The 20,726-nt window shown below is 44.7% G+C and carries 14 protein-coding genes and 1 pseudogene; 7 read left to right on the forward strand and 8 right to left on the reverse strand.

All coding sequences use genetic code 11. The features are described 5' to 3' along the window. Positions 1 to 46: 46 nt before the first annotated feature. Positions 47 to 1,282: a VWA domain-containing protein gene (locus tag QUA36_RS03800; RefSeq protein ID WP_333165343.1), complete on the reverse strand. Its 1,236-nt coding sequence runs from the start codon at positions 1,280 to 1,282 to the stop codon at positions 47 to 49. Between the two features lie 405 nt (positions 1,283 to 1,687). On the opposite strand from QUA36_RS03800, the gene QUA36_RS03805 reads away from it, so the two are divergent. From QUA36_RS03805 to QUA36_RS03815, 3 genes are all read left to right on the forward strand, one after another. Beyond that, complete coding sequence (locus tag QUA36_RS03805) at positions 1,688 to 2,347, forward strand: ATP-dependent Clp protease proteolytic subunit (protein ID WP_333038231.1); 660 nt, start codon at positions 1,688 to 1,690, stop codon at positions 2,345 to 2,347. A gap of 262 nt (positions 2,348 to 2,609) precedes the next feature. Then, positions 2,610 to 3,203 carry an ATP-dependent Clp protease proteolytic subunit gene (locus QUA36_RS03810; RefSeq protein WP_190741966.1) on the forward strand — a complete coding sequence of 198 codons (594 nt, stop codon included), beginning with the start codon at positions 2,610 to 2,612 and terminating at the stop codon, positions 3,201 to 3,203. A 130-nt stretch (positions 3,204 to 3,333) separates the two neighbouring features. Next, positions 3,334 to 3,960 (forward strand): J domain-containing protein, encoded by a 627-nt coding sequence (locus QUA36_RS03815; RefSeq protein WP_333454160.1) that lies wholly within the window; start codon positions 3,334 to 3,336, stop codon positions 3,958 to 3,960. Here the strand turns inward: QUA36_RS03815 and QUA36_RS03820 are convergent. The 4 genes from QUA36_RS03820 to QUA36_RS03835 form a co-directional block, all read right to left on the reverse strand. Then, complete coding sequence (locus QUA36_RS03820) at positions 3,954 to 4,883, reverse strand: serine/threonine-protein kinase (RefSeq protein ID WP_333165350.1); 930 nt, start codon at positions 4,881 to 4,883, stop codon at positions 3,954 to 3,956. The two genes, QUA36_RS03815 and QUA36_RS03820, sit on opposite strands and share 7 nt — an antisense overlap. 918 nt (positions 4,884 to 5,801) lie before the next feature. Next, positions 5,802 to 6,533 (reverse strand): DUF7873 family protein, encoded by a 732-nt coding sequence (locus QUA36_RS03825; protein ID WP_333455654.1) that lies wholly within the window; start codon positions 6,531 to 6,533, stop codon positions 5,802 to 5,804. Positions 6,534 to 6,703: 170 nt separating this feature from the next. Next, positions 6,704 to 7,657 carry a hypothetical protein gene (locus QUA36_RS03830; RefSeq protein ID WP_333455655.1) on the reverse strand — a complete coding sequence of 318 codons (954 nt, stop codon included), beginning with the start codon at positions 7,655 to 7,657 and terminating at the stop codon, positions 6,704 to 6,706. Between the two features lie 10 nt (positions 7,658 to 7,667). Further along, positions 7,668 to 9,173: an MBOAT family O-acyltransferase gene (locus tag QUA36_RS03835; protein WP_333455657.1), complete on the reverse strand. Its 1,506-nt coding sequence runs from the start codon at positions 9,171 to 9,173 to the stop codon at positions 7,668 to 7,670. Positions 9,174 to 9,480: 307 nt separating this feature from the next. Between QUA36_RS03835 and QUA36_RS03840 the strand changes: the two genes are divergently transcribed. Beyond that, complete coding sequence (locus QUA36_RS03840) at positions 9,481 to 9,735, forward strand: hypothetical protein (RefSeq protein WP_333455659.1); 255 nt, start codon at positions 9,481 to 9,483, stop codon at positions 9,733 to 9,735. A gap of 3 nt (positions 9,736 to 9,738) precedes the next feature. Here the strand turns inward: QUA36_RS03840 and QUA36_RS03845 are convergent, their stop codons facing one another. Beyond that, the gene (locus tag QUA36_RS03845; RefSeq protein WP_333455660.1) at positions 9,739 to 10,632 is read right to left on the reverse strand and encodes an EI24 domain-containing protein; all 894 of its coding nucleotides are present in this window, start codon (positions 10,630 to 10,632) and stop codon (positions 9,739 to 9,741) included. A gap of 131 nt (positions 10,633 to 10,763) precedes the next feature. On the opposite strand from QUA36_RS03845, the pseudogene tnpB reads away from it, so the two are divergent. Together tnpB and QUA36_RS03855 are read left to right on the forward strand one after the other, a co-directional pair. Next, positions 10,764 to 11,924 (forward strand): annotated as a pseudogene (tnpB, locus tag QUA36_RS03850) (IS200/IS605 family element RNA-guided endonuclease TnpB). A gap of 89 nt (positions 11,925 to 12,013) precedes the next feature. Continuing rightward, on the forward strand, positions 12,014 to 12,805 hold the full coding sequence (locus tag QUA36_RS03855) for a 2-phosphosulfolactate phosphatase family protein (RefSeq protein WP_333165359.1): 792 nt from the start codon (positions 12,014 to 12,016) through the stop codon (positions 12,803 to 12,805). Between the two features lie 223 nt (positions 12,806 to 13,028). Here QUA36_RS03855 and QUA36_RS03860 read toward each other — a convergent pair whose 3' ends face one another. Continuing rightward, on the reverse strand, positions 13,029 to 14,414 hold the full coding sequence (locus tag QUA36_RS03860; RefSeq protein WP_333454156.1) for a lipid-A-disaccharide synthase-related protein: 1,386 nt from the start codon (positions 14,412 to 14,414) through the stop codon (positions 13,029 to 13,031). Positions 14,415 to 14,677: 263 nt separating this feature from the next. Here QUA36_RS03860 and QUA36_RS03865 point away from each other — a divergent pair, with 263 nt between their 5' ends. Next, positions 14,678 to 15,241, forward strand: a complete 564-nt coding sequence (locus tag QUA36_RS03865; RefSeq protein WP_333165364.1) for a Uma2 family endonuclease — start codon at positions 14,678 to 14,680, stop codon at positions 15,239 to 15,241. 152 nt (positions 15,242 to 15,393) lie between these two features. Here QUA36_RS03865 and QUA36_RS03870 read toward each other — a convergent pair whose 3' ends face one another. Then, positions 15,394 to 20,589 (reverse strand): PAS domain S-box protein, encoded by a 5,196-nt coding sequence (locus QUA36_RS03870; RefSeq protein ID WP_333455662.1) that lies wholly within the window; start codon positions 20,587 to 20,589, stop codon positions 15,394 to 15,396. Between the last annotated feature and the right edge of the window lie 137 nt (positions 20,590 to 20,726).

The raw sequence follows: 20,726 nt of genomic DNA on the forward strand, positions 1-20,726 counted from the left end.
GTCTGATCGCCCAATTTAAAATTCTTTAAAATTTCAAATTGCGCGATTACTTCAAAATAGTTTTAGAAGCAATCCGAGTTTTCTTGCGATCGGCTTCACTCAATTGTTCACCAGACTGCAAACGAGTAGCAGAGGTTTGCAGCACAGTTGCGGCACTTTTATCGCCCATTTGCAGAGCAGTTTTAGCGGCAGTTTGCAGCATGGTTGCCGCGCCGGCTCGATCGCCCTGTTGCAATCTAGTTTCTGCGAGTTGAGTTTGGCGGTATTTAGCCAAAGCTAAAATGTGCTGCTGCACCATTGGGTTAAGTGCCGGCTGATAAACTTTCAAGACATTAGCAGAAACTGCAACAGGATCGGAAAGCAAACCTTGCCCGACAGTCGGATCGTCGTAGCGAATTTGCAATTGCCCGATCGCCTGTGTACCTTCGGGCAACTGTCCAATATAAATATTAGCCAAAACTACTCGCTCTATATCCTTCATTAAATCTCCCAGGCGCACCATAAAACGATCGCCCTCTTGCTGTACCGGTAATTCGATCGTATCCGGGGCAACTTGGGCGATCGGTTTGAGTTCGGCTAACCGCACTTTTGGCATTAGGGAAAATAGCAAATAAGCATTAGTCAAACCTACACCTTGGACGCGGCTAAACAGTTTACCAAACTCGTCAACCGCATCTTCAGGACGCTGAATATGAGCCAGAGCACCGCCGCCTGCATCAGCAATCTTTTCCAAAATATCCTGGTTCCAGTTATCGCCAAATCCCAGAGAATTTAAAGTCATATTATACTCGGCGGCCAGTTTCGCTAACTTCAAACAACGGCTGTCGTCGCCATGTTCGTTTTCGCCGTCAGTCAGCAAAAACGCCTGAGATATAGCTTCTTTTTTGCCTTTGCCCAACTCTTCAATACCTAACTTAATGCCCTCATCAATTGCTGTGCCGCCGGCCGGGCGCAATTGCTCAATTTGCCGTTTAATGCTACTGGCGTCTCCCACAATTTGATTGGGGACGAGGACTTTGGCTTTGTGGTCGAAAGCCACCGCGCAAAAGCGATCCCCGGGCTTCAACCTGTCTAGCAACCGTCCGGCGGCTTGTTTGACGGTTTCCAAAGGGCGTCCGCCCATCGAACCGCTGTGGTCGAGAATCAGGCACAGGTTTAAGGGTACGCTGGAGTCGATCGAGCTTGCCATCGCAGACACCGAAATCGCTAGCTGGCGCTGCGTTGAGGGCGCAGCAGCGTCAAGGTTAGGGTCGTTTAAAACCGGGAGCAAACTAACTTTCATGCGGGATACCTAAAGATTGCGTTAGTATTTCTTTAAGAATAGCTCCATCAGTTCAGGCAACATTTCGGTTATGTCAGGAACCTCAGCCTAAGTGCATGAGGCTTGTAAGAGATTCTTGCGAGCCGTCCTGACCAGCCTAAGACTTTCGAGGTCTACGTTTTTTGAGTCATGACACCCTGGGATGCGAAGCTAGTCCCCTGCCCTGTCATTTGCAGTTAAACAGTTTTAAGGTCACTGAAACAGTGCTGCAAGTTTAACAAGCTCTCAAAACATTGGCGAAGCTAACTTTACCCGTAAGGGAGTTTTGGAGAAGACCACATCTCCACGGAGGGGCAACCATACCCCTCCACCCCAATCCAATGTAAAGCCGTCCTAGAAGGACGGGGTTTCAGACTCATTTTTCTGATGAACACACCCATTAAAGCAGTGCAATCGCCATACTACGGGGAAGGGAACTCTCGGACGCCACCTCCCGATTTGCCATCCCTGTTGCTGAAGGAGCGGATCGTTTATCTAGGGATGCCTCTGGTGCCTGCGGTAACAGAACTGATTATCGCTGAACTGTTGTTCTTGCAGTACGAAGACCCGGATAAGCCGATCAAAATCTACATCAACTCGACCGGCACTTCTGGTTACAGTGGCGAACCCGTCGGCTTTGAAACAGAAGCCTTCGCTATCTGCGATACGATCAGGTACATTAAGCCGCCTGTGCACACTATTTGCCTCGGTTCGGCAATGGGGATGTCTGCGATGCTGTTAGCGGCTGGTACAAAAGGCTTTCGGGCGAGTTTGCCGCACGCTTCGATTGTGTTGCACCAACCCAAGGCTTACACGCGGGGTCAAGCAAGCGACATTCAAATTCGGGCTAAGGAAGTGCTGGCAAATAAAGCGACGATGCTTGAGATTTTTGCAAGCTGTACTGGCCAACCGATCGAAAAGATTACTAAAGATATGGATCGGTTGCTGTACATGACGCCCCAGGAAGCTAAAGAATACGGTTTGATCGATCGCGTTCTTGAAAGTTCTGAAGAATTGCCGAAACCGCTGCCGGCTGGAGTCATCTAACGGGGAATTGGAAATGGGGAATGGGGAATGGGGAATGGGGAATGGGTAATAGGAAATGGGGAATGGGCATGAGTAATAATTAAGGGTTAATGGCTAGTAGTTTCTACCCTGGTTAGTTATTCAATAGTCTTTTTATGACTAACAATTCCCAATTACCGATTCCCAATTACCGATTCCCAATCACCAATTACCAATTACCAATTACCAATTACCAATTACCAATTACCAATTACCAACTACCAACTAAACGGAGTTCCGAATTATGCCTATCGGTGTGCCAAAAGTTCCCTACAAGATGCCGGGGGGTTATGATACTCAGTGGATTAATATCTACGATCGCCTCTACCGGGAACGAATTATTTTCTTGGGCAGGGACGTTGACGATGAAATTGCCAATCAAATCATCGCTGTGATGCTCTACCTCGATTCGGAAGATTCAGGTAAGGACATTATTTTGTACATCAATTCCCCAGGCGGAATGGTGTCGGCAGGCATGGCTATTTTTGATACCATGCAGCACATTAAATCGGACGTGGTGACGATTTGTGTGGGCTTGGCTGCTTCGATGGGTTCTTTCCTGTTAGCTGCCGGTGCGAAAGGAAAACGGTTAGCTTTGCCTCACTCGCGAATCATGATTCACCAGCCTTCTGGGGGCACGCGGGGACAAGCAACGGATATTCAGATTGAGGCGAAAGAGATTCTGCGGCTGCGCCACGAACTCAATAATATCTATGCTAAGAATACTGGCAAGCCGATCGAGAAAATCGAGAAGGACATGGATCGCGACTATTTCATGTCCGCTGAGGAAGCCAAGGAATACGGCTTGATTGACAGAGTGATCGAAGAGCGTCCGTAAGTTGTTTTTTCGCGACCGTAGTGCGGGCAACCCTCGCACTAAAACCTAGTTCGCAGTAAATTTTGGCAGAATCTTTACATTTAAGGATTCTGCCATATTTAATGGAATTATCAACGCTCATTCATGCTAAATGGATATTGCAGATTATTACCGACAGTTAGGATTGAGGTCTGGTGCGAGTTTATCGCAAGTTAAAGCCTCTTATCGGCAGTTAGCCAGACAGTATCACCCCGATGTGAATCCGGGAAACGAACAGGCTAAGAATAAGTTTATTGCTATTACTGAGGCTTATAAGTTCCTGGTGGAGGTTGCCCCTCACCATGTTGCGGAGTCGAAAGTTGCCAATTCAACTGTGCCGCCTAGCTGGACACCGCCGGATCAGGAGGTGAAAGCTCAACCGCAGGCAGTGAAAGTGACTCGAAAAGACCCGCCCGATCAATCTCATGCGGATTTGTCGGCTGCGGAAGAAAAGTTAAAGCAAGATGCTTATGTTGAATTGCAGCAGTTGCTGAAATATCAGAGGTTTCCACGGGCGATCGCCTTGATTGAGGGTTTGGCCCAGCGGGTTCCCGAAGATTTGGAGGTGCGTCAGTGGCAGGCGATCGCCTATCAGCGCTGGGGACGGCATTTGATCGGAGAAAAGCAGGTTGATAAGGCGAGAATTTATTTGAAAAAGGCTGTGAAAACTGACCCTCACAATCGGGCTTTGTGGGCGGAAGTTGAGCGGGATTTTCGCAGGCTGGAACAGATTTATTGAAGCGATGTTGCGTCCCCCTCTTTCAGGGGGTCGGCGTCGTGAATTTTTAATTTTTCTAAAATAACTTGGGTATTTTCAGGTCGGTTTTCTGGTAGCGGTTCGATCAATTCGTCGATCGAGTCTAGGAGTAACGGGTCAATATCTACAGCCTGGTTCCTCCAATTAATTTTACCAGTTTTTCCATTAACGGGAAAGTCGATCGGCTCTATGCCTGTTAATAAATGTACAAAAGTACGCCCTAGGGCAAAAAAGTCCGATCGCACGCCTGCTTTACCTGCAATTTGTTCCGGTGCGGCGTATCCCGCAGAACCTATGGGTGCGGTCTCTATCTCTGCTTCTGTGGCGGCGCCGAAGTCAATTAATCTTAATTTCCCATTGGCTTCAAGCATCAGGTTAGATGGCTTAATATCCCGATGCACTACATGATATTTGTGGATTTCCTGCAAAATATTGGTCATTTGTTGCAGCCAATCAAGAGCGAGCTTTTGAGAAACGTACTGTTTTTTAGTTAAGAATTCTGCCAAGTTTTCTCCGCTAATTTTTTCCATCACCAAACAAGACAATTTCTGGAAATTATTAGGGAGTTTAATTTGGAAATAACCGTCAGGTTCGACTTGAGGAACTGAGCCCTTTCCGGCCAGCCAAATCAAAACTCGCGCTTCTTGCTTGAACACGCGAACTAAATCGGGATTGTGTGTGTGTTTCAAGACTTTTAAAATTTTGACAGTGCCCCATTCGTTTTCCCCGGTTCCCAAATCTTCAACTTCAAAGATGTCTGTGGGGCGTGCGGGATTGGGCGATCGCACTGGTTTAAGGATACGATAGCGATCGCCAATTAACAAATCCGTGCCACAAGCCTGACAATTTTGAGCAGCAGCAGGATTTTCGCGTTGTTCGCATTGAGGGTTGATGCAGTAAATCATCGGCCTTTATACGTCCACGACAGACGAATTTAACAAATTGATTCAATTATTAGCATAAAACCCAGCAGTTCTGACCTTACTACTGGGTTTATATTTACCGCCCATTTGGGCACACTATCACATTTAAGTCAAGGATTTAAGATTAATAGCATCGCGCTCTACCGATTGAGCTACCCCCCTGCGTTTGGTAGAGGGGGCTGGATATGAGCCAGCAACCTCGATGATGTGATTTTCCTGACATTCGTTTTAGCGATCGGCGGTGAATGCTGAGTTTAGAGTATTGACACTCCCCAACCTAAAGGTGTGGGTATTCTTAATTCAGCGACTGACCTTTAAGTGCTACGTCCTTGCGGCAATACTCAGACCTTTTAACCGTAGAAATCCTACCAATTAACGAGCCTGATTCGCTGTCACCCCAGAGGGTCTATCTCCAAAAGCGTACTAGGATATTGACCTAGAGTTCGGGTATGCCCTACCCTACCTAACAAAAAGTGAATTGTTTGTTTTTCTGGTTATGAGGCTGTATTAAGCCCCTAGCTGTTTTAAGAGTTTTCGCCGCTCTTTGTCCCCCGGTTTACGCCTAAAAGTGTGTCTGAGTCCCTGTTTCACGATGGCGAAGGAGTTTAACCTTGACTTTTATAGTCAACCACAAAAACCAGCAATTCTCTAAATTTTTGGAATGTGTTTAAGGAATTCAAGCCGTCCTAGAAGGACGGGGTTTTAAACGCTATTTCCCGATAACTTGCTGTTGAATTTGTACGCCATGCTGCCTCTGCCAATTGGGCTACCCTTCTATTTTGGGTAGAAGGAACAGGAGTCGAACCTGTACTATCACATTTGTACGGTTTAAGTTGAAGTTTTAGATTGAGATTGTACTCTGTTTATATCTTAAACCATAACTATCAAAAAAGCAAGCATTTAGCGGAAAATAAACTGAAAAATTCGCTCGCCTACTCTCTGTTCCTCAACTTCCGAATTGTTAGCTTCTTCGCGGGCGAACATAACAGCTTGCTGCAAAATTTCCACCCTTTGCAGCAACTCATTGATCCGGCGCGCTGGCAAAGCTCCAGAAAACTTGACAGTCCGCCAATAGCCGATCGTAATATCTTCGTAATAAACATCGACTTGAGCCGGATGGTGTTCGGTAGCTTCAGCTTTAACGTGATTACGCGGAGTTTTAAAAGTCTTGAGAGTTTGCATCGGTTCAGTTGCCCAGCAGTCTGCCGAAGCATCGAAGTTCCAAGTCTCGGAAGCATCTAAGACTGGAAGTTTTTTGATGAATGCTTGCAAATCTGCTAACTGCTTTTCAATGAATAGCAAATAGCTGACAGGAACTTGGCTCAAAAGCACGTTTCCGTCTACAGTTACGTCAGCACGAGCCCTACAATTTGTCCAATCTTTGGTTGCAGTTACGTCGAAGAGTTTGGTCAAAACTTCAGTCGTTTTGCGGATGATCTCTTCGGCTTTGACTTCAACCTTTTTGGACTCTGGCGGCAGTTGTTCGCCTTCTTCGTATTTGGGACGGTAAGTGCGGGAGATTCCAGAAAGCACAGCGGGCTTCTGGAGAGCTTTTTGAGCTTCTGCCAGTTCTTGAACCGAGCGGCTTTTGATGCCTTTTTCGATCGCAATAATCTGATTTAAGCGTGGCATTGTTCGATTTTATTGACGCTGAACTCACATCAAGTCCGGTTGATTTTGATAATCAAATTGTTTGTCCTGTGGCTTTTAGGGCTTTGAGGACTTCAGTCCTCAGTACAAAACTCACGATCGTTCTTTAACCAAACTTGCTCATAATGTAGCATTACACACTTCAAAATAAATTACAAGCTTTCTTTTCTAGGCGCGGTGGCAAGAGAGCCCGTCGCTACCGTACTCAGCAATTTATCTCTCAAAAACTCAGCAAAATCACTAGCGTCGCTGCGAATCAAGTGAACCCCGTCATTGGTACGCCATTCTCGCTTTTTCGGGGGTGGCAGCCACTCAAAACGATCGGACGGAAACAGCTTTTTAACCAATTCTTGGACTTGTTTTTTCCTGATTGCAGCGTTAACTCGCGACTCTTGCGGTATGTCAAATAAAACTACTTTCGCCCCGCTATTTTTTTTGATTTCTGCGATTTGACTTTTAATAAAATCTGCTTCTTTTTTTATAGCTTCGGCATCTTTTTCAGACAAAGGTTGACTTTGAATATCAACTACCGTTTGGATAGCTTTTTGCGATAATTCGGGAGTAAGATATCGACCTTCTAATTTGTCTAGAGCCTCTCGCGTCACTTTTTGATTCGACTTCGAGCGACTTTTAAAAAAATCTACAAAAATGCTAATCGGACGGTATTCCTCTCTAATCATCGGTAGATAGTGGCGTAACCAATAAAAAATAGGATAATACAAAGAATCAATTAATTCTGTATCTATTTTGCGAACAATAGTATCGTTAATTTCTACCAAAACAATAGGAGGCTTGTTTTTACTTCTTTTAACTATTTCTAAACCTGTTTGGCTCGCTCCTCCCCCCAAAGCTATGCTCTTTACGCCCTCTCCAATGTCTTTAATATTAAGGTTTGCAGCTAGCGAACTACCTACCATTACCATTTTTAGATCGGAATTATCCTGATATACATACCTTTGAGTTTTAACAATATTGTTTTGAAGCAGGCTAACTCCGTCGGAAGCCGGCAAAACTCCGCCGCTGACGAGCACTTGATAAAAAGTCATTATAAACAGAAAAATTAGTACCGGGCGCAAAATTGGTCGTAACTGGAATTTGACAAACATAGAACACCTTCTAGAATTGGAAATAAATAAATTGTTTCGAGCTACCGCTGTTGAGAAAGATCATTGCTAGCATAATTCCTAAAGCTAAATCTTGATAAAGGCTCCAGACTTTTTGGCTATTTTTATTTGAATCCTGTTTCATGCGATTTTGCCAAGTGGGAAAATGGGGAATGTGATAAATCACTACTGGTAGCGAAAAAATTAGCGTCGGAATAATGTGACTCCAACCGGGCTTGACTTTATAGTTGCGAACTAAAGTAACTACGAAGTCAACCGCTTCTTCAAATCGAGGCAGTTTGAAAAGCAGCCATCCCACGGAAACAAAAGAGAAAATTCCTAAAACGCTAAGGCTGTCCAATAATAATTGCTGCCAGATTGGTGGGGTTTTTGCTTGATTTGGTTCTTGCAATTTGTTTTTGGATTGGTTGAACCCAAAAAAGCGTTCTACTGCTAAACCCAAGCCGTGATAAATTCCCCAAACTGCATAACTCCAAGCAGCTCCATGCCATAATCCTCCTAAGGTCATTACTATCATTAAGTTAACATAAGTTCTGATCTTTCCTTTGCGGTTTCCGCCGAGGGGAAAGTATAGATAATCTCGGAGCCAAGTTGATAGGGAAATGTGCCACCTTCTCCAGAATTCGGAGAGGGAACGAGAGATGTAAGGAAAGTCGAAGTTGTCAGGAATTTTGTAGCCCAAAGCGGCTGCAAAACCGATCGCAATTAAGGAGTAACCGGCAAAATCCGCGAAAATTTGTATTGAGTAGCCAAACAGCAGTGTCAGGTTGGTAATAGTTCCAAATCCTTGATAGTAGGGAAAGCTGATCCAAAAGGTATAGTCTTTCAAGTTGTCGGCGATGACCATTTTTAGGAAGTAGCCGACAACGAGCGAGCGAAAAATGAAACTCCAAGGAATATCTTTAAAATATTTAGGAATAATCTGGGGATAAAAAGTCTTGGATTTTAAAATCGGACCTGACAGTAAATTGGGAAAAAAGCTAATAAAAAATGAAGTATTTAGCAAGTGTTGGGTGAAGTTTGGCGAGACGTAAGCGTTTGCTGCATTTTCGCTTTTGTTTTTTTGAGTCAGTACGTCTACGATTAAACTTATGCCTTCAAAGGTGTAGAAAGAAATGCCAATTGGTAGAGGCAGTTTTAAAAATAAATAAGCAATGCTGCCTTCGGAACGAGCTATATTAAAAACATCAGTAACAAAGTTAGTTACCAAACCAGCGTATTTAAACAAGCTCAAAATTAATACATTGAGAACGACTCCCGATAAAGCCCAAAAAAAGCGCTGTTTTTTGTCAGAAATTCTGGCAACTTGAAAGCTTACTGTAGCGTTGATAATAATGGAAAGTAGCAGGATCAGCAACAGTGCGGGAGCGCTCCAACTGTAAAAAATAAAGCTGGCAATTATCAGGATGGGAACCTGCACTTTTTGCAACGGAGGGAAATAATATATGGCGAAAACAATCGCAAAAAATACTAAAAATTCAATACTGTTAAATAACATAATTTATGATTTTGCTCTTTTACGTAGCCTGTGACCCACTATATCAAGCGCCTGACACTCATGGCAAGAGTGGCCCACAACCCGATCGCGATCGCGCATCCTACCAAAGTGTAGCAAATATAACTCTTTGTCAGCGCTCCAACTACTTCGGGAGATAGATGCGGAAATCCCTCTCAGGGCGCGTTGTCATGTCGGGAAATATTTCTTAACATATAGATAACAAAGGGAATCCGAGGAGACACCAAAAATCCTTAAGCCCTTGGGGTGCCCCGGTTAATCAGACTTTTCGCAAACAAGGGCTAAATCAATGAACCAGCAGCAAAACTCCGAAGTTTCAGCATTTTTGCCCATGCTCCAAAAAGGCATTTGGCTGTTTGGGATTCTCTCTTGGATATTCGGGCTGACAGATAGAACTATTGCACTATTATCTGACGGATATTTGTCGGCGGTGGATATTGTCCAGCTATTTACAGCATCCTTTTTCTTCGTTAGTTGGCTGTTGTTAAGCCCGTTTTTGGGTATTAACTCCCAGAGTCAGCCGAAGGAAGAAGCATCTCCCTAGTTTTTAAGTTGTAATGTTAGTTTCTCGATCGCTATGAGTTTCTTCTGGGGCAAAGCGGGCCGGCCAAATGCGATCGCAAAAAAACAAAGTTCCCGCCGTCACGCACAGCGGAATCGCCAACAGATTCAACAGCGGAATGCTCACCAAACCCAAACAAACCACACCAAAACTCCCGCTAGCGGGTAAACTCGCCCAAATTATCTCCAACTTCTCCTGAAAAGGTCGCCTCCGCCTCTCCAAAGGTGCATCTAAAAAGTCCAAACAGACAATAGTCGCGCCCAAAGCTACGCCACCCAAACTGCTAAGAATAGAGCCGACACCAGGGATAAAATTTAGCAGCAGCAGGGGTATACCGATGCTCAACAAAATTTGTAGTTTTCGCAGTTCAAAGGCGATCGCCCTTTGAATATCCCTAAAACTACTCGCCAAATTCATTGGTGCTTCTGCGGGCAATTGACCGTTCCGCAGGAGTTCCAATTGTTCGGAAAGTTTGCCGTACCAAGGCGAACCTAAAATCACACCAAATTGCACTAACAAAAATCCAATTATCAGCAAAAGTCCTGACACTAGGAGTACGCGCAGCAGCCAGCCGAAAGCAACTGTTAACACACCGAGAAAGCTCAGCCAAGCTGGAAAACTCGCAATTAAAGTATTAAATCGGACGGACAAATCGGCAACCAAAACATCTATCCCTGCCAAACTGGGAAATAGCAAGCTTAAATAAAGACCAATACCAATTATAAAATTTAGCACCACGGGAACTAATACATAAGTCCACAGCTTGGGAGTTTGCAAAATCAGCGTAAAAGCTCGCAAAGGATAGGTGAAACCTGCCAGGAGTCCAATTGGTGCGGTAATGGCGGCGTGGGCGGGGTTTGAATTGAGCTGTTTTGACATATTTTCTGCTTTTGAGGACTTGACTCTATTTTTTATTATCGAAAAATTTGGTCTAAAACCTCCCCCTTCTAGGGGGACTTTACTTTGGTTTCACTTTAGCTTACCATAGCAAATATAGTTTGCTAAGTGCAATGTTAAAAGCCTGCAAGTACAGAATATATCCGACTCAAGAGCAATCTATATTGCTTGGTAAGTCGTTTGGATGTGTACGGTGGTTTTACAATTTTGCGCTTAACCTAACCAGTGAAACTTACAAAGCAACAGGTAAGGGTTTAAGTCGAAACGACATCATTAATTTGTTACCTTCGCTAAAAAAAGAATATGAATGGTTAACAGAACCACCTTCACAATGTTTACAGCAAGTAGCATTGGATTTGTCTAGTGGTTTTTTGAACTTTTTTGAGAAACGGGCTAAATACCCAAATTTTAAGAAAAAGGGACAAAAGCAATCTATCCGATTCCCACAAGGAATTAAATTAGAGGGCGACTATCTCACCTTGCCAAAACTAGGTAAGGTTTACTGCAAAGTATCTCGATTGCTCGAAGGGAAGTTAAAATCTGTTACCGTATCGCTAAATCCATCAGGTGAATACTACGCCGCTTGTCTCTACGATGATGGTAAAGATAAGCCTGTTTCATCATCAGAGGGAAAAGCTATTGGTATAGACATGGGGATAAATCATTATGCAATTACGTCCGACGGGACTAAGCATAGCAACCCCAAATATTACCGTAAATATGAAGTTAAACTAGCCAAGAGACAAAAGCAACTTAGTCGCAAACAAAAAGGGTCTAGCAATCGGAAAAAAGCACGGATTAAAGTTGCCAAAGTGCATTCAAAAATCACCAGATGTCGTGAAGATTTTCTACAAAAACTAAGTCGTAAATTAGTTGACGAAAACCAAGTTATAATTGTAGAAGATCTGGCAGTTAGAAACATGGTAAAAAATTCCTAACTAGCTAAATCAATCAGTGATGCTGGATGGGGTCAATTTTGTACCATGTTGAAGTATAAGTCAGAGTGGGAGGGAAGAATCTATATCGAAATCGATAGATTTTTCCCCAGTTCAAAAACTTGTAGTAACTGTTTACATCAACTAGATAACCTGAGTTTAGATATTCGTAGCTGGCAATGTCCCAAATGTCAAACGGTACATGACAGAGACATTAACGCCGCCATGAATATCCGCGATGAAGGTTTACGACTTTTGGCGGGAGGGCATCTCGCTAACGCTTCCAGACGACGTGTAAGACCATCTAAAGGCACTGCTTTTAGAGGCAACGTTGGATGAAGGAAGAATCTCGGCCGTTTTACGGCGGGGAGTTGTCAACCACTTTCCATTATTATTGCTGATGAGGATTTATCGCAGGTAGCCCCAAAGTGAAGCTTTTTATTTACCATACCCCGGAACTTACGCCAGCCGACAAAATGCCGGCTTGCGCGATCGCAGTTGATGTGCTGCGGGCGACTACGACAATGGCAACGGCCCTGAATAATGGGGCGGAAGCTGTCCAAGTTTTCAGCGACTTAGATAAGCTCATGGCCGAGAGCGAAAAATGGCCTGCAGATAAGCGGATTCGCGCTGGAGAGCGCGGCGGCGGCAAAGTTGACGGATTTGACATGGGGAATTCCCCCCTCGACTGCACGCCAGAAAAGGTGGCTGGGAAGCGAATTTTTATCAGCACAACTAACGGTACTCGGGCTCTGCAGCGAGTGCAAGCTGCTGCAACTGTGTTAACGGCGGCTTTGATTAACCGCAAATCTGTGGTGCAGTTTTTGTTAAATAAACAGCCGGAAACTATTTGGATTGTGGGTTCTGGTTGGGAAGGAAGTTATTCGTTGGAAGATACGGTTTGTGCTGGTGCGATCGCCCAAACTCTCCTAGCAGAAAGCGGTATTCCTGCGAGCGATTTTGCTGGTAACGATGAAGTATTTGGGGCTATTGCTCTTTATTTGCACTGGCAAGATAGGTTGCACGAATTGTTGGAAAGAGCCAGCCACGGCCAGCGCCTCCTCGGTTTAGGCGTTATTGAAGATTTAAAATATTGCGCGCAAACGGATACTTTAGATGTGCTGCCGGTGCAGCGAGAACCGGGAGTTTTGGTTAAGTCGGATTTTAAAATTCCTCAAGCTAATTTCTGGGATCAATCTTCGGAAAAAACGGTGAATTAAATTTTTCTGCGAGTGGTGTATTAGTAAGGTGCGCGGCCGAGCACACCCTACTCTAACAACCACAATAAAATTGGTTTGCAGCATCGGAATGCAAGTCCTCATAAAAATCAGAGGACTTGCATTCCTCACTACAGACAACGGTAGTTAGTAGTTAGCCAACGAGATTTTTGTTTAAAAAGTAAAAGTAAAGATATTGGGTAGGGGCATAACTAATGTTGTGTCCCTAGTGTATGGTCGGCAATTGAGAATTGCTGTCTTCACCGCCGAACCGCTGAATTAAACACTCGGCAATTCTGGCTGCTGCACCGGGTTCTCCCATGCGTCGCCAGCCATTTTCAGCGATTAGCTGCAGCCTGTCGGGGTCGCGGAGCAAAGACTGCACGGCTCCGGCAACTTCGGCGGGATGTTTGACTAAAATTAATGACGGGCCTAACAGGCGACTTTGAGCTTCTGCAAAAGCGAAAGTAAATTGCGGGCCGCTTCCGGGAATGGCGATCGCCGGTTTTCCTAAACCTACAAATTGTTCTGTAGCCGTTCCGGCCATTGCTATTGCTAAATCGGCTTCGTACAAACAATCGTTAAAACTTTGCTGAGTCAAAATCATCGTGGCGTTTCTCTGCACAAATGTCAAGGGCAATAACAAATTAGGAGATTCTTTCCGAATTTCTTGAGCACTAGAAACAGGAGGTCGCAAAATACTTCCTTCACGCCGCTGCGTTCTAATTTCGCCGTCTTGTCGCCAGCCGAAAAAATCTAAACTAGGTCGCAAAGCTTCTAAGTTTAACTCTGGAGAAATGGCTCCGAAAAATAACAATTTGCGATCGGCAAACAGCGATAAAATTCCGGCTACAGCCTCTACTATTAGCAGCCAATTAGCATAGGCTTCCGGCGCTCTAGAACCGGGGAGTAAGGTGATGATGAGCGATCGCTCCATTTCCCGAAACTCTGCGTCAGGGCCGTAAAAACCGGCTGGGTTTTCCGGTTCGAGTCCGTCCATCATCGGATTTCCGAGATTGTAAGCGGGAATTTCCAGCTTTTGTAAAGTCTCGGCCGTCAGCGCGTCCCTGGCAAAAACGGCTCGACAGCGCGATCGAGTCATCAACCAGCGCTCCCAAGGCAAATAAACCGATCGTGGTAAGCCCCACCCACCAAAGACCCTAGATTTGCGAGCCAGAGGCCCATCCTCGTCCCGCAAATAATACTCGGACTTAGCAGTACCGACAAAGGCATAGGGCGCGCCGCTGAGCCAAGCAAACAGCAGCGGTACAATATCCCCGCAGGCTAAAATAACGCCGTCTTGATTCCCAGACTGTTGTTGGGTCCGCACCCAAGCGCGGATGGCTTTAAACTGAGCGATGGTTAACTGAAGCAGGCCGCCTTTGACATCGCGCAAAAATTCCCTCCCGTCCATGTAAATAAAGCCGCCCGAAGGCATCCGCTGCACCGGGCCGATGATGCGGGCGTTTTCTAGTTGAGCGAAAGCTTGCCCTTCACCCACTAGCGGAAACACGGCTAATTCTGGCGGATGCGGGTGCTGTTGTAGTTCCTGCAAGATGCGAAGGGCGATCGCGTCTTCTCCGTGGCCGTTACTGAGGCAAAGTAATTTCAATCCCAACTCTCTCAAAAACTGTCTCTGAATATATAGCCATCCTAAATCATTTGTGAATTTCTTACTCCCTCCCCTTGATAAGGGGAGGGTTGGGGTGGGGTCAAAAATTTACGACTCATTTAGGATTGCTAGATAGAAGCAAGATTAGCCGCAGGATGCAAGGTGGTATAGCCGAAGCAAGAAGTAAGTGGATCGCCGATCGCACGAGTCCGGAACTTTTTGGTAAAATAGCAGATGAAACTCTATTTTATAGGTAAAATCGGATGGTACAAACCCTGCCAAAATCTTTGACTCTCCAAGAGTTTCTGAAGTTGCCAGAAACCAAACCAGCCAGCGAGTACATTGACGGTGCAATCATTCAAAAACCCATGCCTCAAGGAGAACATAGTGTCATTCAAGGCGAGTTGACAAGTGCTGCTAATGCTACTCTCAAACCTCAAAAGGTGGCGCGAGCATTTCCAGAACTACGGTGCATTTTTGGCGGTCGAGCGATCGTTCCAGACGTGAGTGTATTCACTTGGGAGCGCATTCCCCGTAAAGAAAATGGTGGTGTGGCAAATGTGTTTGCGATCGCCCCGGATTGGACAATTGAAATCCTCTCCCCCGACCAAAGCCAAACTAAAGTTACTAAAAATATTTTATATTGTCTCCAACATGGAACTCAAATGGGTTGGTTAATCGATCCAGAGGATCGCTCGGTTTTTGTATATCGGCCGACTCAATCAACGGAGGTGTTTGACGAACCGGAACAGTTATTGCCCATGCCATCTTTTGCCAGGGAATTGCAACTGACAGTAGGAGAATTATTTGGTTGGCTATTAGAGTGATATCATGTCCGAGCGAGCGACCGCACATGATATCACTACTAATACCAATTCACTATGAAGCTGCATTTAATTAACGCTAAAAATATAGTCCCAACAAGAAAGACATCAGCCTCATTTAGTGTATCTTCATAGTGAATTGGTATAACCACTGACTACTGACCATCGATATATTGCTTTAAAGTATTCCGAATTTGTTTGAGCTGAAATCCCTTAGCAAGTTGGCGCAGCTTCGAGACAAACGGCACTAAATTAGGTTCTAAATTCTCCAGCTTAGCACTCTCCTCAAAAATTTCTTCAATGTCGCCCATAGCTGCGAGTTTCAAAAGTTTTGCTACTGACTCAGAAGCCGCAGGTAACAGAGAAGAATAAGCAGGAAAATCAGAGGCTGGTGACAAACTGGGAGTTTTGCGCTTGTTGTTTTCCGAAGATTCCCCATAAATCCATTCTAGTCCCAAATGCACGCGCAACTGTTCCAAAAAGTGATTTGCTTCGATCGGTTTGGGTAGAAAAGCATCGTACCCTGCGAGGATGCTATCTTGCTGCGTAGCCTCGAAAACGCTAGCTGACATAGCGATTAACACAACATCTTTTACTTCCGGCAACTGCCGCAGTTTTCTTGCACTTTCTAAGCCATCCATTACAGGCATCCGCAAGTCCATTAAAATCACATCCGGTTGAAATTCAACTGTTTTCCAGAGGCATTCTTGCCCATTTTGGGCCTCTGCAACCTCAAATCCCAAACGCAGCAGCAGCCTGCACAACAAATCGCGATCCAGTTGATTGTCATCCACGATTAGCACTTTCCGCTTGTTGCCGATAAAACCGACAAGCCAGCGTTTTTCCTGCAAAGGAGACACCTCCAAGTACCGTTTAGCTGCTGGCAATTCTAAATCTACCCAAAAAGTGCTGCCTTTTCCCAAAGTGCTGTGGACGCGAATTTCGGCACCCATTAGTTTCGCTAATTTCTGGCTAATCGAGAGTCCGAGACCTGTACCTTCAACAAACGTATTGCCTCCTACTTGGTGGAAAGGCAAAAATATTTCTTCTAACTTGCTTTGCTCTATTCCTGTGCCGGTATCCTCGACTTGAAAGCGGATTTTTAAAGCGTGTTTGGCTGCGATCGGATTGTGGGCGAAGCGCATATAATTTTGTTTCAGTTCCGAACTCAAAGTCGAGAACTGATAATTTTCTCCTTGCCCTTGACTCCAGGCCCCTGTGCCGACATAGCCGACTTTGAAAGTCACACCGCCGCTGTTAGTAAATTTAACGGCATTGCTGAGTAAATTTATGAGAATTTGGCGCAATCTTTTTGGATCGACACGAACGCAGCTAGGCAGGGGAGAGACTTGTTCGTAATGGAATAAAATTTCTTTTTGAGAGGCCCGCATCTGAAACAGATCAGCAAGATTTTTCGTAAAATTTAGAAAATTCAACTCTTCCGGGTAGAGTTCCATTTTTCTAGCTTCAATTTTGGAAAGATCTAACACATCGTTGATTAACATTAGCAGGTGTTGACCGCACTGTTGAATATTGCTGAGACTTTCTTGGTGATCTGAGTTTAAGTCTTTGTCGGTTTTGAGGATTTGAGCGTAACCTAAAACCCCGTTTAAAGGCGTGCGTAGTTCGTGGCTCATGTTGGCAAGAAATTCGCTTTTGGCGCGGTTGGCGCTTTCTGCGGCTAATGCAGCTTGTTGGAGGGCAGATTCTGCAAGTTTGCGATCGACAATTTCCGTTTGTGCTTGTTGAAATAGCGTCGATTGCTGGATCGCGATCGCCAATTGCACGCACAATTGCCGGAGGGATTCTATTTCTGAGGAATCCCAGGGACGGGGGCCACTGCAATCCTGGGCGATCAGCAGTCCCCAGAGCTGATTTTCTGCCGTCGGTTGGGTCTGGGAAATGCTTTCTCGTGCTTTTAAGATCGGTACTATTAAGTTAGCTTTTACTTCAATTTTTTCGAGAAATTTCATGTGGCATTCCGTCAAATTTTCCCGGTAAATATCTTCCATAGATCTAATACAGCCTTGCTGATACAATTCAACAAATTTTTCTCTAAAACAGCCATCAATATTGTTAAAATTTAGCAGCGAAACTCTATCTTTTGCCACGGATTCCACAACGACAAAGCCGCTCCAGTCGGGATTGAAACGGTAAATAACTGTGCGGTCTGTTTGCAAAAATTGCCGCACTTGTTCGACAGCAGTTGTCAGGACTTCTTCTAAATTTAGGGAGGAGCGAATGCGATCAAGCATGGCAACTACTAGCCGTTCTCGCCTTAATTGCTGCTGCAGAACCATCTCCGCTTGTTTGCGTTCGGTGATGTCGGTAATTACTCCCACTAACCCGATTAAATGACCAGTTTCATCTTTAATGCCGTCGGCGCGAAATAAAGTTGTTACCAGTTCGTTGTTTTTAGTATTGATTTTGAGTTCCCCTTGCCAAGATTTGCCTTTACGGATCGTTTTAAACATTTCTAGCAGCACTTTAGTTTGGGGGTAAATTGCTGTTAATCCGCCTGCTGTGTTTAGTTCTTCTGCGGTGTAACCGTACTGTTGAACAAAGGCTTGATTGTGGTAGAGCGATCGCCCTGTCAAGTCAGCAATGCCGATCGCATCGCTGGTGCTTTCCACCGCTTGAGTAACTCGTAGCAAATCTAATTCTGCTTGTTTGCGATCGCTAATATCAGTAATAGTGCCGATATAGCCTTTAATTTCCTGCTTGTCTCCGATTTCTGCAATTGCCTGACCGATCACCCAAATTACCCGACCGTCTGGACGCTGAAAGCGGTATTCTGATTTAAAGGGAATTTTCTCAATAATTGCTCGATGCCACTCATTTTTTACCCGTTCCACATCATCGGGATGTATGGCATTCATCCAGCCAATTTCTGCTGCTAATTCGGCGTTTAATCCCGTAATTTCGCTCCACCGTTTATTGACATAAAGACAATTTCCCAAGGTGTCGGTGTGAAATATGCAAACTGGCGATGCTTCTGCTAAAGTTTGGTAGCGGCGCTGGCTCGATCGCAGGGCTGATTCTACCTGTTTTCTATTAGTTATATCGCGGACTATAGAAATGATTTCGCCACCGACAAGCATCGTCAGCGACAATTCTTGAGGGAACTTAGTACCGTCACGGCGCTGACCGATTGCTTCTATATTGCAGTACCCTTTTTGCAGGAGCATCGGCATTATTTGTAGTTCAAAAAATAAGTTTTCGGCTTTGCTGTAGAGCATTTTCCATTTCTTCCCATACAGTTCGCTAGGGCTGACCAAACCGTACATTTTGAGATAAGCGTCGTTGGAATAAATACATTCTTTATTATTATTAAAAATGGCGATTCCGTCATAAGCAGCGGCCATTGCTACTGCTTGGCGCTGGAGTTGGGACTCTGCTTGTTTACGAGAGGTAATGTCGTGACCGACTGAGTAGATTAAACCTTCTTCGCTAAATGGCGATGCCGTCCACAGGAAGTATTTGTAAGAACCGTCTTTGCAGATGTAGCGGTTTTCAAAGGAGATACTGGACGTACCCGCTATTAGTTTTACTCCTTCGGCTGCGGTAGCTTTTCGATCGTCTGGATGAACAAATTCGATCATTGGCTTGGTAAACAATTCACTAATACTGTAGCCTAAAGCTGTTGACCAAGCTGGGTTTAAACGTTTAAAATTCCCGTCAAAACCTACAATACAAAGCAAGTCTAAGGAGATGGTAAAAAAACGATCGCGCTCTGTTTGTGCCTGCTTTAATTCAGTGATATCCATCACTAAACCGTCCCAGAGAATATCGCCTTCGCTGCCAAATTTGCTTTCATTATTGAGCCTTTCTGGTCTCGCAGCTCCTTGCATCCACTTAACTTTTCCAGATGGTAAAGTCTGCCGCCACTGCTGCTGCCAAGGTTCCAGCGTAGTGGCTGAAATTGCGATCGATGCTTTTAAATCTAAGAGGTCGTCTGGGTGAATTCCATTGGAAATCAGTTCCGCATTTTGCTCTATTGCTTCTGCCTCTAATTCGTAGAGTTGCCGACTGCCTGAAGAGATGTAGGGGAAAGACATTTTTCCAGTGGCTGACATTCGTAATTGATAAATTATTCCCGGCAGATTAGCTACCAATTTTTGAAAGCGAGCTTCGCTTTGTTCCAGGGCTTTTTGTTGCTGTCTGTATTGGGTAAAATCTCTAATTGTACCCACTATTACTTTACTGCCGTCTGCTATCTTGAAGACGCTTTTTTTTGTAGAAATTATGTGTTCTTTCCCTGCCGAGTCTGTAAATTTTTCTTCGGTTTCTAAGCAGACACCAGTTGTCAACACTTCTTCATCTTTTGTCCAAAAAACAGCAGATTCTGATTTTGGGAAAAAGTCATAATCTGATTTGCCGATCAGTTCTTGCCGCGATTTGCCGATCAACTGACAAAAAGCATCATTTAATATCATCCAGCGGTGTTGCTCGTCTTTGACAAAAATTGGGTCTGGCGTAGCATTTATGGTGTGGTTTAAAAATTCTTCTGACGCTTTCAGTTTGGCTTCGTAGCGGTAACGATCGCTCACGTCCAACACTACTTCGATTATCCGGTCGATAGACCCGTCCAGGCGACGGATGCAGCGCAGGGAAACTCGCGTATGAACTATTTCGCCGTCTTGTTTGAGCCACCTTTTGTCTGAGATGTAACCGTCGAGCCTACCTGCTAACATCTGAGAAAAATTTTCACAATTAGCCTCCAAATCCTCTGGATGAGTCAACTCTAGCCAATTCTTTTGCACGAGTTCGTAGCGCTCATAGCCCAGTAAATTGCACAGGGCATCGTTAACTTCTATCCAGTGGCAATTTAGAGGAATTTCGCTGTCAATAATTGGAGCGATGATGGCAATGCCGATCAGGGAATTTTCCACCACCGAGCGATATTTTTCTTCACTTTTTCGCAAAGCATCTTGACTGTTCTGGCGTTCTATGGCGTAACGGAGCGATCGAATTAACAGTTCGCTGTCGATTTTTCTTTTTACCAAATAATCCTGTACGCCGACCGAAATCAACCGCAGGGCAAGTTCTTCGTCGTTTTGGGCGGTCAGAACTACGATCGGCACATTTACCCCGTACTCTTGTACCCGAGCCACCGTCTCGATTCCCAGACTATCTGGCAGTGAAAGGTCTAATAAAATTATGTCAAAAGTTTCTTGATTCAATAGCTGCTGCGCTTCGCTGAGGCGCTCTACTTTCGTCAGCACTATACGCTGCGCGCCGCCAATTTCTGACAGCAAATATTCAATCAGCTCAGCTTCCTGAGGGTTGTCTTCTACTAACAAAACTTTAAAGCAGATAGGAGGCAAAGCTAAGTTAAAAACTGCTTTCATAATATCTATAATCAATAAACTGTTAAACTAACTTAAATTTTACCTGGTATTTTTATGGAAGTCATTCAATTGCACGTACACCTACATCAACTGTCAGATTGGGGGGGTAAGCAAGCGCTACAAAATTTATGTTTAAT

This window comes from Microcoleus sp. Pol10D4, from assembly GCF_036701555.1.
Lineage (GTDB): Bacteria > Cyanobacteriota > Cyanobacteriia > Cyanobacteriales > Microcoleaceae > Microcoleus.

Bases quoted from the DNA above. Each gene is read 5' to 3' on its own strand.
- QUA36_RS03800 (WP_333165343.1), bottom strand. From the start codon at position 1,282: ATGAAAGTTAGTTTGCTCCCGGTTTTAAACGACCCTAACCTTGACGCT.
- QUA36_RS03805 (WP_333038231.1), top strand. From the start codon at position 1,688: ATGAACACACCCATTAAAGCAGTGCAATCGCCATACTACGGGGAAGGG.
- QUA36_RS03810 (WP_190741966.1), top strand. From the start codon at position 2,610: ATGCCTATCGGTGTGCCAAAAGTTCCCTACAAGATGCCGGGGGGTTAT.
- QUA36_RS03815 (WP_333454160.1), top strand. From the start codon at position 3,334: ATGGATATTGCAGATTATTACCGACAGTTAGGATTGAGGTCTGGTGCG.
- QUA36_RS03820 (WP_333165350.1), bottom strand. From the start codon at position 4,883: ATGATTTACTGCATCAACCCTCAATGCGAACAACGCGAAAATCCTGCT.
- QUA36_RS03825 (WP_333455654.1), bottom strand. From the start codon at position 6,533: ATGCCACGCTTAAATCAGATTATTGCGATCGAAAAAGGCATCAAAAGC.
- QUA36_RS03830 (WP_333455655.1), bottom strand. From the start codon at position 7,657: ATGTTTGTCAAATTCCAGTTACGACCAATTTTGCGCCCGGTACTAATT.
- QUA36_RS03835 (WP_333455657.1), bottom strand. From the start codon at position 9,173: ATGTTATTTAACAGTATTGAATTTTTAGTATTTTTTGCGATTGTTTTC.
- QUA36_RS03840 (WP_333455659.1), top strand. From the start codon at position 9,481: ATGAACCAGCAGCAAAACTCCGAAGTTTCAGCATTTTTGCCCATGCTC.
- QUA36_RS03845 (WP_333455660.1), bottom strand. From the start codon at position 10,632: ATGTCAAAACAGCTCAATTCAAACCCCGCCCACGCCGCCATTACCGCA.
- QUA36_RS03865 (WP_333165364.1), top strand. From the start codon at position 14,678: ATGGTACAAACCCTGCCAAAATCTTTGACTCTCCAAGAGTTTCTGAAG.
- QUA36_RS03870 (WP_333455662.1), bottom strand. From the start codon at position 20,589: ATGAAAGCAGTTTTTAACTTAGCTTTGCCTCCTATCTGCTTTAAAGTT.